This is a genomic window from Wolbachia endosymbiont of Ctenocephalides felis wCfeJ (genome assembly GCF_012277315.1).
Taxonomy (GTDB): domain Bacteria; phylum Pseudomonadota; class Alphaproteobacteria; order Rickettsiales; family Anaplasmataceae; genus Wolbachia.
On the sequence record NZ_CP051157.1, the window covers coordinates 161805 to 176165 of the forward strand.

A 14361-nucleotide genomic window follows, 5' to 3' on the forward strand; every position below is an offset into this window, starting at 1 on the left:
CAAATGTTTTTCGTTTCTACTGGGTTGAAAATCACTCAAAATATAAATATGCTCACAGTTTCTTATGTTATTATATATTAGAATCTTTTATAACATTACATGACAAATATCAGAATAGAAGTTGCAAATAAATATGAGGAAGTTAGCGACAGAAGAGTGATTGACGTTTACTCAATTTACATCAGCAAAGAATTACCACAAAAATTATATGAAGAAATTTGTGGGTTATTCTACAGTAAAATCATACAAGACTGCCGTTGTTATTCTTATGATAAAAGCCTTGAAGAAGCTCAATATGATTTCATAGAACCACAAGCTAAGTGGGGTTTAGAAATAAGCTTTCTGCCTGGCATGACCGATAACACAGGCAATACAGCAAAGCAAATCGTTAGAGAGTATTTAATAAGCAGGGGCTATATTGACGAAAACATTTATATCAAAGCAAAAAATTCAAAACTGATCTTGGGAAAAGGGAATATGCCAGCCGAAGACGATATAAAACAAGAATACAACCCTATTACTGAATATTGTATGCTTATCTATAAGGAAAATGGCAATTGCCACTGGAAATATTACAGTGAACCGAATACTTCACCTGGTGTCATTCCAGCGCTTGACGCTGGAATCTATGGATCCCAGTGCTTGGGCACTGGGATGACAAAGGATACTGGAATGACACCAAGTAGTAATGGGGCAAAATCCGTTGACCTAAATGTAAGTGACCAAGAACTTGAAAAAATCAGTAGAGATGGAATCGATGGTAATGGCACTTTAGGGCTCTCGCTAGTAGCAATGAAGGCCATAAAGGATTACTTCGAAAAACTTGGTAGAAACCCATATGATATTGAACTTGAGTCCCTCGCACAAACCTGGTCCGAACACTGTAAGCACAACATCTTCTGTTCTCCCATTGATGAAATAAAAGATGGCTTATATGCACATTACATTAAGCGTGCAACGCGTGAGATAAATTCTGACATATGTGTATCAGTTTTTGTCGACAATGCAGGAGGAATAATTTTTGACGATGATTACTTGATTATAGATAAAGTTGAAACTCACAATAGCCCTTCAGCTCTCGATCCATTCGGTGGAGCTATGACTGGAGTACTTGGAGTTAACCGCGATATATTGGGTTTTGGTAAGGGTGCAGCGCCTATAATGAACACCTATTACTTTTGCTTTGCCAAAAAAGCAAAAGGTAAATTTTATAGGAACAAGGAGTGCACTGATGAGATTTTACCGCCAAAATATGTAATGAAAGAAGTGATTCATGGCGTTAATGTTGCCGGTAACTGTTCTGGCATTCCAACACAACTTGGATCGATATATTTTGATGATAGGTTCTGTGGCAGGCCGTTGGTATTTGCTGGAAGCGTTGGAATTATTCCACGCAACATAAATAACATACCCTCACACATTAAAAAGCCTAAAAATGGAGATAAAATTGTAGTCATCGGTGGAAGAGTTGGAAGAGACGGTATTCACGGCGCAACATTTTCTTCAAAGGCGTTGTCAGGAAATAGCCCATCAACAGTCGTGCAGATTGGTGACCCTATTACGCAAAAAAAATTATCCAATGCCATCATAGAAGCAAGAGATCTTGGTCTTTATAATGCAATAACAGATAATGGTGCGGGAGGGCTTTCATCTTCTATCGGCGAAATGGGCAAGGATGGATTTGAAGTTGATTTGAGCAAGGTTCTCCTTAAAAACGACGATATGGCTCCATGGGAAATATGGATATCAGAATCACAAGAGAGAATGACTTTAGCAGTGCCAGAAGAAAATCTCCCTACGTTTAAGCAAATCATGAAAAAACATGATGTAGAAGTAAGCGTAATTGGAAAATTCAACAACAGTGGTAAAGCAGTTGTTGAATGCCCTAAAGGAACAGTAATAATGGATATGGAAACTGAGTTTCTTCATGATGGCAACCCTAAAATGCACTTACAAACAAAGCCATGGACTGAAAAATCCAACCATTCTGCTGTTATCCCGGAACTCTCTCCTGTCACCCAAGTAGCTGGCACTGGGATCCAACAGGCAGAGTCTACAAATGTTTTATGCCAAAACTCATCTAGAGGTAAAATTGAATATGAAATGGATTCCAGTGTCAAGCACTGGAATGACACCATCACATTAAAAGAAATGCTGAGCAGACCAAACATATGCAGCAAAGAGTTCATAGTGGTGCAATACGACCATGAAGTTCAGGGTTCGTCAGTATTAAAACCACTGCAAGGCAAAGGAAGAGTGTGTGGCGAAGCTGTTATTTCAAGACCAGTTCTTTCCTCAAACAAAGGGGTTGTAAAATCGCATGGGTTTGGCTCAAGCTATGGAGAAATTGACACTTACCATATGGCAGCATGTGCAATCGACATTGCAATACGCAATTATGTAGCTGTAGGAGGAGATATAAACCACTTAGCGTTGCTCGACAACTTTTGCTGGTGTGATGCATACAATCCAGAAAGACTGTGGCAACTAAAAAGAGCTGCAGAGGCTTGTTATGACTTTGCAACTGCATTTAAAACCCCTTTCATATCGGGAAAAGACAGTATGTTTAATGACTTCAAAGGATATGATGAAAATGGCGAGAAAGTAATGATCTCTGCACCGCCATCATTACTTATCTCAGCAATTGGGATTATAGGAAATATTGAAAATGCAGTATCGCTCGATGTAAAAATGCCGGGGGATTTAATATACGTACTCGGTACAACCTACAACGAGCTTGGTAGATCTGAATATCAATTATACAGTGGAATAGATAATAACAACGTACCAAAAGTTGATGCAAAGAGTGCCAAGAAGTTGTATGAGCGCTACGGCCTTGCAATAAAAGATGGCATAATTGCCTCTGCAATTGCACCAAATCTGGGAGGATTGGCTGTTGCTCTAGCAAAATCACTAATTGCAGGAGATCTCGGCGCTGAAATTGATCTTTCGCTGGTGTCGATAGGAAAAATACAAAATAGAAATATGATAAACAAGATAATAATGTTTTCCGAATCACAAAGTAGAATTTTAGTGACTATTGCACCACAAAATCAGCAGAGGTTTGAAGAATTGTTTGAAGGTATAGTTTTCTCATATCTCGGTAAAGTGACAGAGGAAAAAGCTCTAAACATAAAGGATATCTTAAAAGTAGACCTGAAAGATTTAGGGACAAGTTATCACGGCACACTAATATAAAATGTTTTTATTACGTAAAATAATTCTTTTATTACATGCAATGTCTATTTAGAATAGATGTATGTTATTGCTTTTAGGTAGGTAGTGTATGTCTATTTTATCAATTCTTCTGTTTGTTAGCATTTCTTTACTCAACACTTCAAATAAGTCAGTGATATGTGCTGCCTTATTTATGGGAGCTGCTTTAATTGTAAATTTAATGACTAAATTTTACGGTAAGAGGGAAACCATATGCAGTTTAGTAATATGCGTAATGTTATGTTGTATTCTTAAATGGCAAAATTTCAGCTTGATGATATTGACTTCGTACACTGCAATTTTAGTATCCCTTCCCTTAAGTACAATTGTTTTTGAAAAACTAAAATTTAAATTTGACTTTCATATAACAAATTTTATTACCTTAATCATAGCATCAGTTGTTGATAGTTCCATTGTATACGTTGGACTACTACATAAGTTCTCCGCAGGCAAATGCTTGTCAATATATATCAGAGACTTAGCTTTTAAGTTTTCTTACGCATCAACACTAAGCCTCTGCTTACTTGTATCAACATATCTATTCCACCTAGTAAAAAGAAAACATATTAAGCTCTTCACATAGTCTGTTTTCTGATAGTGAGCTCACATCTCTGAAGCTACAGTAGTTAGTTTTCATCAGTACTATAAAATTAAAGAATGTTCAAACTAGACCTTATATAAAAACGGACAAATTTTTTAAAACTTGATTATAATTATAGCCAGAGATATTTTTAGAGCTCAAAAATTTATCTTTGTCTGCAGGCTTTTCATTAAATAACTAAATTCAGTAAAAAGTGTATTTATTCCAGCAAAGGTGTGTAGGTGCACATACGCCCTTGCACTTTTTCTGAATCTTTCTTTACATTAGGGTTATTATGTCCAACGTTCTAAACTACGCTTACAGTTAGCTTAAGCTTTTATAGGCTTAAGCGTTAATACACATAGAAAACCAAAAGGCGTCTACGGTTTTTAATATTAGGTAGCAAATTTTACGCACTAACACGGAGTTTTTTTGCTTTTTTTCATTTAGTAAATTTGTATCCATCCAGAGGCATATTGAAGTAAAAGTGGTGTCATTCCAGCGCGTGACGCCTAATCCAGTAAAAAAAAAGAATGGATCCCTATGTCCGCTACTCGGATGACATTATTCAGTAGAATGTTTGTACAGCTTTGACCATAATGCAAGAAGTCTATCACCATTAAGATAAGTCTTATTTTCATTTTGATACAGAATCGAAAATAAGAGGTCTCTTATATTCATCTATACAAATAGATAAAGCTTTATTTTCATTTTTACGCAAAATCGAAAATAAGAGGTTTCTTATGTTCACCCAATAGCGTCAACTTAAGGGAAAATGTCAGTAATTGTGTTTTCCCTATAGCTGTAATAAGGCAAACAAGCCGTTAGGGGCTGAGGTGTTCTTCTGGGTCTGCTGCTTTTTCAGAATTTGGATCATCTAACTTAAATTTAGGCTTCATTTCCTGAGCTTTTTCATTAATTTTCCGCTCTACCTCTTTTATGTCATTTTCGCCAATGGCCATAATTGCAGGTTGAACTTCGCTCATAAAATCTACAAGTTTCTCCATGTCTTCCTCATGAGTACTAGTACCCTTGCTCATAAGATTGTGCAAAAGACCAGCCTTATCTTCCCTTATTAACTGTCCTATGGCTGCTAGTTGCTTTTGATTCTGAAGCATTTTTATTATTTTTATTTCATTACTAAGCATTGTTCTTTCTCCTTCATCAGCTTCAAGATTCTTTTCCATTAAATTACTTATTAACTTTTCAAAATTATTTTCTCTTCTTTGAACCTCAGGTAATTTATCTATTAAATCCTTATATGAACTTTTTACTGCTTTTCCTGCTTCAATCGCTCCTTCTTTTATTTTTTCCCCTGCCTTTCCTATACCTATTCCTACATAACGCGCTCCAATAGCTACAAGCGCTATTAATGTAGCAAGCACAATAAGCGGAGAAAATGCTACTCCCAATACTATTCCGGTAGAAGCTATTCCAATTTTTTTATTTGCAGATGCTGATTTAAAATAATTGACTAGATTGTCCAGCGGACCTTTATTATTATTTATAACATTACTTATTGCTTGCTGATTAACAGATTTTAATGCCTCTTCTATTATTTTTGAGTCAACGTTTTCAGAAGTTAACCCTTTAAGTGCTTCTTCAATGAGTTTTATAAATAATTCTTTATTTACCTCCTTTTGCAAGCCTTGGTCATTAATTGCTAAACCTAAATCTTTGAGGTTCATCTCTCTAACTTGTTCTGATAGGGCTTCAAACAACTTCCCTTTTTCTTCCTGTGGGAACTGTGCAATGCTTTCTATTATATCTGAAATAGCTTTTCTTAGTTCTGGGTAGTCAGTGTCAAAAAACGTACTGTTTGTAGATGCCATATTCAACTTCATCAATTATAAATATTCCTAATTATACATACTAATTGTTAATTATGTTATAACTAATATAAAACAATTAATATAATTATCCCTTCCCAAACATAGAATTTGTATTACAATACCTAGATTATATGAAATCAAGGTATTTTATGGGTGGGAAAAATTTAAAAGCTGCTGTGGTTTTATCAGGATGTGGTCATCTTGACGGTGCAGAAGTAAGAGAGGCTGTATTAAGTCTGCTTGTGCTTGACCAGCAGGAAGTTGAAGTCACATGCTTTGCGCCTGATATCAATGTTACGCAAGTTATTAATCATAAAACAAAAAAAGAAGCAGTAGAAGAAAAAAGGAATGTACTTGTAGAAGCAGCAAGAATTGCAAGGGGTGAAATATATGACCTAAAAGAAGCTAAAGCTGAAGATTTTAATATGCTAGTTGTACCTGGTGGATATGGAGTTGCAAGAAATTTATCCGACCTTGCCGAAGGTAAAGATGTGGTAACAGTAATACCTGAATTTGAAAGACTAGTTTCAGAATTTTTTGTTGCAAAAAAGCCAATAGGAGCAATATGTATATCTCCAGCAATAATTGTTTTTATTTTAAGTAACAAAATTGGTAAGGAAAAGAATAGAATCAAGGTAACGATAGGGGATGACAGAGAAAAATTGATAGAAAAACTCGGTGGTGAGCACATAAAGTGCGATACAGGGTTATCAATAGAAGACGAAGAACATAGTGTATTTTCCTGTTCTGCCTATATGCGCAGTGACGAGAATACGTACTCTGTATATCAAGGAATAAAACACATGATTGACGGCATGGTAAAAAAAATCAACAAGAAGAATTAGACAATCACTTAGACTTCTCACGCAACTAACTGTTGAACTTTGTATTTTTGAGTATATACTAGTTAAGTATACTTTAAAATGTACATATTTTTAAATAGCAAATGTAAAGGTACTCTATATGTCAGATGATTTGTGGGGTTTTCTCATGGATATTCCTAGTGGGGGTTATACAATTGACAGTTCATATTGCACAGGTGATGGGTGTAATCATTACACAGGAAATATTGAACCAAAGGATATCTGGAAGTTTGACTTGATTTCCTCGGACGGTAAGCCAGCAAAAAAATTTGAGGCGAGGGTGACGGATCTTTTCGAGCCGAGAATCTGCCTTAGCGTGGATGACAGTGATAAAAAAGTTGATTTTGATATTTCTCCTGAAAATTGTAACGTAACAAAAGATGGACTTCTGTGTGTTGATGGAAATAATCAAGATCATAAACTTAGACTCTTAATAAAGAAATACTAATTTCTACATCTCGGGTGTAACACTCAGTATAGGTGCTATTTTATTCATGATATTTCTGGCTACAGGTGTAGCGATCATCCCCCCGGTATGATACATGCCCTGAGGTTCATCAATAATAATTAGTACTATATATCTTGGATCAAGTATAGTTAGCACCCCTATGAATGATGCTATGTTTAAATCTTTGCTATACTTACCATTCACAACTTTTTCTGCTGATCCAGTTTTACCTCCTATCGAATACGCTTTTATATTTGCCTTTCTACCTGTTCCATCTGTTACTGTTGCACGCAATAATTTTTTTATCTCTCTAGAAGTGCTTCTGGTAACAATCTGCTCTCCGATACTTCTTTTATTTAACACTAAAGTTGCGTTGTGAAATATCCCATTGTTGATCAGTGCGGCAGCAGTTTGTGCAATGTGCATAGGAGTTACAGCTATGCCATAACCGTAAGATGCTGTTATTAAAGTGCTTTCACTCCATCTATTTGGAATTATCGGTGCAGATTTTTCCGGTATTTCTATTTTTAAAGGAGAAAACAATTTCATAGTTTTAAAGTATTCTACTTGTTTCTCAATACCTAGTTTTGCCGCAACTTTTGCTGCACCAATGTTCGATGATTGCACAAATATGTCTCGTACAGTAATTTTAGGAGTTTTGAACTTGTGAAGGTCCCGGATTTTATATTCCCCAATAGTGATTGGCTTTGACACGTCATATAAATCACTGGTTTTTACTACGTTTGCATCAAGTGCTGCAGCGATTGTAAAGAATTTAAATATTGATCCCATCTCGTATACCCCAAGACTGGCGCGATTAAACTTTTGTGTATCTTTCGCCTTATTCTGTAGATTGGGATTGAAGTCAGGTAGACTGACCATTGCAATAATTTCACTATTTTTCACATTCAACACAATTCCCACTCCACCGAGTGCCTGGAATTTGCTTACAGCGTTAGCTAGTTCTTCATGTACCACACTTTGTACCCGTAGGTCTAAAGATAGTTGAACGCATCCATCTGGTATCATTCCAGTGCTGTGACACTGAAATCCAGCTTTATGTGCGATTTCATTGTGAGTATTATTTTTAACATATGTTTCTGGAGTCTGTTGTTTACCACATAATTCATTAGTGTTTCCATACCTGGATCCCAGTGTCAAGCACTGGGATGACATTGTCTGTTGTATAGGAGATTGTTGTGCAGGAAATGTTTTCAAGTTGCAACTTTCATGTAGATGCGTGTTAGTTATTTGAGTGATAGAAGGCTGTCTGTTTCTACTTACATAAGTTTCAATGCCTGCAATGCCGTTGCCATCTATGTCAGTGTAGCCAAGCACATGTGAAAACAAATTGCTGTGGGGATATATACGCTTTACGTCGTTATGAAAATTTACTCCAGGCACACCAGCGTTTTTTATTGTCAGCAGCTCCTTTGGGGTCAGATGTCTTTTTATCCAGGCAAATTTCCTTTTCGAAGTGAGTATTTTATATAAATCTTCGTACTCAAGATCATCCAAAGTAGAACTGAGTTGTACTGCTATACTCTCCGGATTCTTTACTTTGGTTGAATCTATGTATAATGACGTTGTTGGTACATTTGTTGCTATTACCACTCCATTCCTATCCAAAATGTCAGGTTGCCTACACGCTTTAGTACTCTTTTTTAAATCTTCTAGCGCACTAGACTGATCAAATGTCAGGGAGAATATGCGAAAAATAATTATTATATAAAATATAAACAATGGTACTATAAAATATAGTGAGCGGAGCTTATTTTTAAGCAATGCTTGCATATTTATCTGATTTAAAAAAAATGGAAATTATCTTAGCTGAACCACGTGGTTTTTGCGCAGGAGTTAAAAGAGCTGTAGACATATTAGCCATTACTTTAGAAAAATACAAAAATAAGCGCAAAGTCTATGTGTTGCATGAAATCGTCCACAATAAATATATAGTAGAGGACTTTAAGAAACAAGGAGTGGTTTTTGTAAACAGTATTGAAGATATTAAAGATGATGAGGGAATACTGATTTTTAGTGCGCACGGAGTGTCAAAAAGCATAGAAGAAAAGGCAAAAAGAAAGGGTATTCAAGTAATTGATGCAACATGTCCTCTAGTTAGCAAAGTGCACAAAGAAGCAAAAAGGTATGAGAATAATGGTAAAGAATTAATTCTGATTGGACATGAAAATCATCCAGAAATTAAGGGAATTAGAGGAAGAGTGGACAATCCTATTACTTTAGTGCAAACCTTAGAGGATGTACACGATTTAAAAGTTAAAGATCCAGAAAATTTATCTTACGTCACGCAAACCACATTAAGCGTTGATGATACTCGCGAAATTATTGCTGCCCTGAAGCGCAGATTTCCAAGCATTACAGGTCCTGATTTAAAAGATATATGTTATGCAACGCAGAACAGGCAGAACGCTGTCAAAAAACTAACTGAAATTGTAGACATAGTATTAATTGTGGGAAGCAAAAATAGTTCGAATTCAAACCGCTTATTAGATCTGTGTACTGCAAGAGGAAAAAAAGCATACTTGATTGATCATTATGGATGTATAAGCAAAAGCTGGTTGCAGGGCGTAAAGAAAATAGGAATTACTGCAGGTGCTTCTGCTCCTGATATATTGGTTGATGAATTAATAAACTACCTAAAAGCAGATATGAACGTAAAAGTCTCAGTTATGCTAGGTGGCATTACTGAAAACGTCCAGTTTAAAGTACCTAATTTAGTTTAAAATACAACCAAGCTTGAAATGAATGGAAGGTGCAAAAAACCATTGGCGCCAGATGATTTTTAGCTTAGGAGCAAAAGTCAAGTATCAGGAATTCTAGACATAAAACCTCCTGCATGAAAAAGACTTAGAAAAAATGCAACGCACATACGACAGAAATTAAGTTGTATTTGTACACTATTTGCGAATATATTTTTTACCGAATTTAATTATTTAATAGAAAAGCCTGCAAACGGAGATAGATTTCGAGCTCTATAAATATCTCTGGCACTAGTGTAATGAGATTTTTAGTATATGCAAGTAATTTTTTTCGTTAGAGTGAAAAAATTTTCTCCCATGACATAAGCCCACTACTAGACAGCGGAAACCCTTGTATGGATGTTAGAAATTGTTAACCTATTCAGATAGAATTAAAAGTTATTGTGTCAAATAAAATAGGTTTTTTGGCTGTTCTTGCCTTAGTGATTAGTAGCCAGATTGGTTCTGGAATTTTTATGCTTCCAATCAGCCTTGCACCATACGGCGCTTATAGCCTTATAAGCTGGGTGATATCAGGATTCGGTGCTATATCTCTCGCTTTGGTTTTTGCCTTACTCTGTGCAAAATTTCCAGAAACAGGTGGTCCTCACGTTTATGTGAAGCATACTTTTGGCTCTACAGGAGCTTTTTTTGTTGGTTGGACATATTGGGCAAGCTCATGGGTTGGTTCAACAGCTGTAACAGTTGCAAGTATTGGTTATTTAGCTCCACTTTTTCACAATGATATGCAAAATATACGTTTGTTTTTAGAGATAACACTAATTTTAGCTATCATGCTAATAAACTTAAGAGGGATAACTACCGTAGGACACGTTGAGCTTATACTGATGATTATCAAAATCACCATATTGTTTGCAATACCAATAGCAGCACTATTTTTTTTCGATAGAAATAACTTTATTGTAAGCGAGGAAGTTTCGAATCTCACAATATCTCAAATTTTTGCTCGCTCTTCATTGCTCACTTTATGGTGCTTTATCGGGCTTGAAACAGTAACAGCATCTGCAGGATCAGTCGAGAATCCGAGCAAAACAGTACCAAGAGCAATAGTACTTGGCACGTTCTCTGTTGCTATCATATATTTTATTAATAACCTTGCAATTATGGGATTGATAAATGGCAATCATCTAGCTAATTCAAAAGCACCATATGTTGATGCGATAAAAATAGTTTTACCTGGTAGTTGGTATTTAATAGTTTCCATTATTGCTTTTATCGTTTCCACAAGCAGTCTAAACGCTTGGTTCTTGGCTGATGGACAAGTTGCTTTAGGTCTTGCAAAAGATAAGTTAATGCCACAACTTTTTGCTAAAAGAAACAAGCATGATGCCCCTTTTTGTGGAATGATAATCAATACATTAGGGATATTAGTTTTACTTGTTCTAACATCAAACAAAAATTTTGCTGAGCAAGTAACTTCAATAATTGATGTTTCTGTAGTTTCATATTTATTTGTCTATTTAGCGTGTAGTTTTGCCTTTCTCAAGATTACTGTGCAAGAGAAAACCTATTGCAAATTCTTGATCGGAAGTGTGGCTGTGCTTTTTTGTTGCTGGATAATATATGAGACTCCTATAAGCACACTGCTCATGTCAAGTCTGTTCCCCCTGAGCAGCACACTTATTTATTTACTCTGGTACCACAAAGCAACCTTCCTAAAAGCTTAACCTAAAGACATAATTTTTCATTTGTTAAAACTCTTGGGGTTAAGTTATACTACTGCCTGTGTTGATAGAATCAAGAGGTATTGTGTCAAATAAAATAGGCTTTTTAACTGTTTTTGCTTTAGTAATCAGTAGTCAAATTGGTTCTGGGGTTTTTATGCTTCCAATCAGCCTTGCGCCATACGGAGCTTATAGCCTCATAAGTTGGGTAATATCAGGAGCTGGTGCTGTGTCTCTTGCATTAGTGTTTGCTACGCTATGTGCAAAGTTTCCAGAGACTGGAGGTCCCCACGTTTATGCAAAACATGCCTTTGGTCCTACAGCAGCTTTTTTTGTTGGTTGGACATATTGGATAATCTCCTGGGTGAGCACAACAGCTCTAATAGTTGTGGGTGTTGGTTATCTTACACCATTTTTCCATGAAGATATCCAAAGCATGCGTTTGCTTTTAGAGTTGCTACTATTTACAGTTATTACGTTAGTAAATTTAAGAGGAATAGCTACTGCTGGGCGCATTGAGTTCCTACTTACGGTTATAAAAATTTCTGTATTGCTTGCAATACCTGTAGCAGCGTTGTTTTTCTTCGATAGAAACAACTTTATCATAAGTGAAGAAATCTCAAGTCTTACAGCATCGCAGATTCTTGCCCGTTCTACACTTTTGACTTTATGGTGTTTCGTTGGAGTTGAACTGGCAACAGCACCTGCAGGGTCGGTCGATAACCCAACCAAAACTATACCAAGGGCTGTGGTACTTGGCACAATCTGTGTTGCTGTTATATATTTTATCAATAATTTCGCGATTATGGGGTTAATAAATGGGAATGATTTAGCAAATTCAAGAGCACCATATGTTGACGCAATAAAAATTATGCTTTCTGGTAATTGGCATTTGATTATTTCTGTAATTGCATCCATTTTTTGTGTTGGTAGTTTAAATGCTTGGGTATTATCTAGTGGACAAGTTGCTTTTGGTCTTGCTGGAGATAGACTTATGCCACAATTTTTTGCCAAAAGGAACAAACATGGTTCTCCTTTTTGGGGAATAATAACCAGCTCAGTTGGAACTGCAGTTTTGCTAATTCTTACTTCAAGTAACAATTTTGCTCAGCAGATCACTTCGATTATCGACTTTTCTGTAGTTTCATTTTTATTTGTCTACCTTGCATGCAGCCTTGCTTTTCTAAAGGTTGTTGTAAAGGAGAGAAATTATTACAAGCTTTTAATTGGTAGTATAGCAACAATCTTTTGCTGCTGGGTGATACTTGAAACTCCTGTAAACACCTTGCTAATTTCGAGCTTATTCACCGCAAGTGGCATACCTCTTTATTTATTTTGGTATCGCAGAGCCTCGGTACAACGCACTGAGTAGCTAGATCTAAATGATCGATGCTTATGGGCCAAGGTTCTTCTCTTCTTTGTCTACTTGCTCAACATTACTCTTCTTAAGCCTGCTTCCCACTTCCTCTGTATGTTTATTGTCTATGCAGGTCTTACTTTTTGCTTCACTAGGGTGACCTGCTTGCAATCTTAGTTTTTTATATGTTTCTTCTTCAGGTGCGAAAATTCTTGCTAGAAGCCCTCCTATCATCGGTATTGATTTTAGGAAATCCCTTAGTTTGGAAGGTCGCTGTTCTGCTTTTGCAAACTGTGTCTTAATGACTTTCACAGCATACTTTTTATCATCAAAATTTATTTTATACTTTTTTTGTGAGAGAATGTTTTGAACCCTTGACCCATTAATTTTCTCAGACTCCTGAGATATGGATGGTGCAGGTTTTAACTTAGTTTCATTATATTCCTTACTCATCTCTCGCTTTATTATGTAATATAATTAATATTGCATAATAATAACTAAATTACAATTAATTTCAAGGTAAAAATATTAAAGTAATTGTAAACTTTGTCAGTAAAAATATAATATAATTTTAAAATTAGAGGTATCTATATGGGGTATAGAATTGCTGTTGTTGGAGCAACCGGGAGAGTAGGACGTGAGGTGCTAGGTATACTCGCTGAGTTTCAAGATGAAAAAAAAATTTCGATAGATTTTGTTACTGCATTTGCATCTAAAAAATCAAAGGGGAAAAAAGTAAGTTTTGGTGATGAAGAATTAACCGTCTCATGCCTTGAAGGTTATAATTTTATTGGAATTGATATAGCAATTTTTTGTGCTGGATATAGTGTCTCTGAAAAGTACGTACCGGTTGCAACAAAAGTTGGATGCATCGTGATAGACAACAGCTCCCATTTTAGGATGAAAGAAAACGTACCACTAATCATTCCAGAGGTTAATAAAGAAAAAATTTCAGAGTACAAAAACCACAACATAATATCTAATCCAAATTGTACTATAATACAGATGCTGTTAGTACTACATCTATTACACCAAAGAGCAAAAATAAAGAGAATTGTTGCTTCAACTTATCAATCCACTTCTGGCGCAGGCAAAGCAGCAATGGATGAGCTCTATAATCAGACAAAAAAAATCTTCATGAATGAAACTAAAAAACCTGAAATATTCCCTAAGCAAATAGCATTCAATTGCATTCCTCATATAGGAGAATTCATGGAAGATGGATCTACAAAAGAGGAATGGAAAATGCAAGAGGAAACAAAAAAAATCTTAGGGGAAGAGATAAAAGTAACTGCAACTTGCGTCAGGGTACCCGTTTTCATTGGCCATGCCATTGCAGCAAATGTAGAATTTGATCAGCCTATAATCGAAGAGCAAGCTCGGGAAGTGCTAAGAGAAGCTGAGGATAATGGAATTTTGATGTACGATAGACGTGAAGACGGTGAATACACAACTCAAATTGATGTTGTGCAGGAAGATGCAGTATACGTATCGCGCATTAGACAAGACAATACTGTTGAGCACGGATTAAATATGTGGATAGTAGCTGACAATTTGCGCAAAGGTGCAGCACTCAATATAGTACAGATTCTAGAGATTTTGGTGAGAGAGCACTTGTAAA

10 protein-coding genes are annotated in these 14361 nt (G+C 35.9%); 7 read left to right on the forward strand and 3 right to left on the reverse strand.

Annotated elements, in window-relative coordinates:
• Positions 1–99: 99 nt before the first annotated feature.
• Positions 100–3198, forward strand: coding sequence for a phosphoribosylformylglycinamidine synthase subunit PurL (locus HF196_RS00820; RefSeq protein ID WP_168455402.1), 3099 nt, complete (start codon positions 100–102; stop codon positions 3196–3198).
• Between the two features lie 1422 nt (positions 3199–4620).
• Here HF196_RS00820 and HF196_RS00830 read toward each other — a convergent pair.
• Positions 4621–5628, reverse strand: a complete 1008-nt coding sequence (locus tag HF196_RS00830) for a hypothetical protein (RefSeq protein ID WP_168455404.1) — start codon at positions 5626–5628, stop codon at positions 4621–4623.
• A 131-nt stretch (positions 5629–5759) separates the two neighbouring features.
• Here HF196_RS00830 and elbB point away from each other — a divergent pair, with 131 nt between their 5' ends.
• Together elbB and HF196_RS00840 are read left to right on the forward strand one after the other, a co-directional pair.
• Positions 5760–6473: an isoprenoid biosynthesis glyoxalase ElbB gene (elbB, locus tag HF196_RS00835; protein ID WP_246198567.1), complete on the forward strand. Its 714-nt coding sequence runs from the start codon at positions 5760–5762 to the stop codon at positions 6471–6473.
• A 118-nt stretch (positions 6474–6591) separates the two neighbouring features.
• Positions 6592–6939: a hypothetical protein gene (locus tag HF196_RS00840; RefSeq protein WP_168455405.1), complete on the forward strand. Its 348-nt coding sequence runs from the start codon at positions 6592–6594 to the stop codon at positions 6937–6939.
• Between the two features lie 3 nt (positions 6940–6942).
• Here the strand turns inward: HF196_RS00840 and HF196_RS00845 are convergent, their stop codons facing one another.
• Complete coding sequence (locus tag HF196_RS00845) at positions 6943–8733, reverse strand: peptidoglycan D,D-transpeptidase FtsI family protein (RefSeq protein ID WP_168455406.1); 1791 nt, start codon at positions 8731–8733, stop codon at positions 6943–6945.
• A 20-nt stretch (positions 8734–8753) separates the two neighbouring features.
• Between HF196_RS00845 and ispH the strand changes: the two genes are divergently transcribed.
• From ispH to HF196_RS00860, 3 genes are all read left to right on the forward strand, one after another.
• Complete coding sequence (gene ispH / locus HF196_RS00850) at positions 8754–9683, forward strand: 4-hydroxy-3-methylbut-2-enyl diphosphate reductase (RefSeq protein WP_168456231.1); 930 nt, start codon at positions 8754–8756, stop codon at positions 9681–9683.
• A 419-nt stretch (positions 9684–10102) separates the two neighbouring features.
• Positions 10103–11386 carry an APC family permease gene (locus HF196_RS00855; protein ID WP_168455407.1) on the forward strand — a complete coding sequence of 428 codons (1284 nt, stop codon included), beginning with the start codon at positions 10103–10105 and terminating at the stop codon, positions 11384–11386.
• Positions 11387–11468: 82 nt separating this feature from the next.
• On the forward strand, positions 11469–12755 hold the full coding sequence (locus HF196_RS00860; protein WP_168455408.1) for an APC family permease: 1287 nt from the start codon (positions 11469–11471) through the stop codon (positions 12753–12755).
• Between the two features lie 21 nt (positions 12756–12776).
• On the opposite strand, the gene HF196_RS00865 is transcribed toward HF196_RS00860, so the two are convergent.
• Positions 12777–13193: a hypothetical protein gene (locus HF196_RS00865; RefSeq protein WP_168455409.1), complete on the reverse strand. Its 417-nt coding sequence runs from the start codon at positions 13191–13193 to the stop codon at positions 12777–12779.
• Between the two features lie 138 nt (positions 13194–13331).
• Here HF196_RS00865 and HF196_RS00870 point away from each other — a divergent pair, with 138 nt between their 5' ends.
• Positions 13332–14360: an aspartate-semialdehyde dehydrogenase gene (locus HF196_RS00870; RefSeq protein ID WP_168455410.1), complete on the forward strand. Its 1029-nt coding sequence runs from the start codon at positions 13332–13334 to the stop codon at positions 14358–14360.
• Position 14361 lies beyond the last annotated feature (1 nt).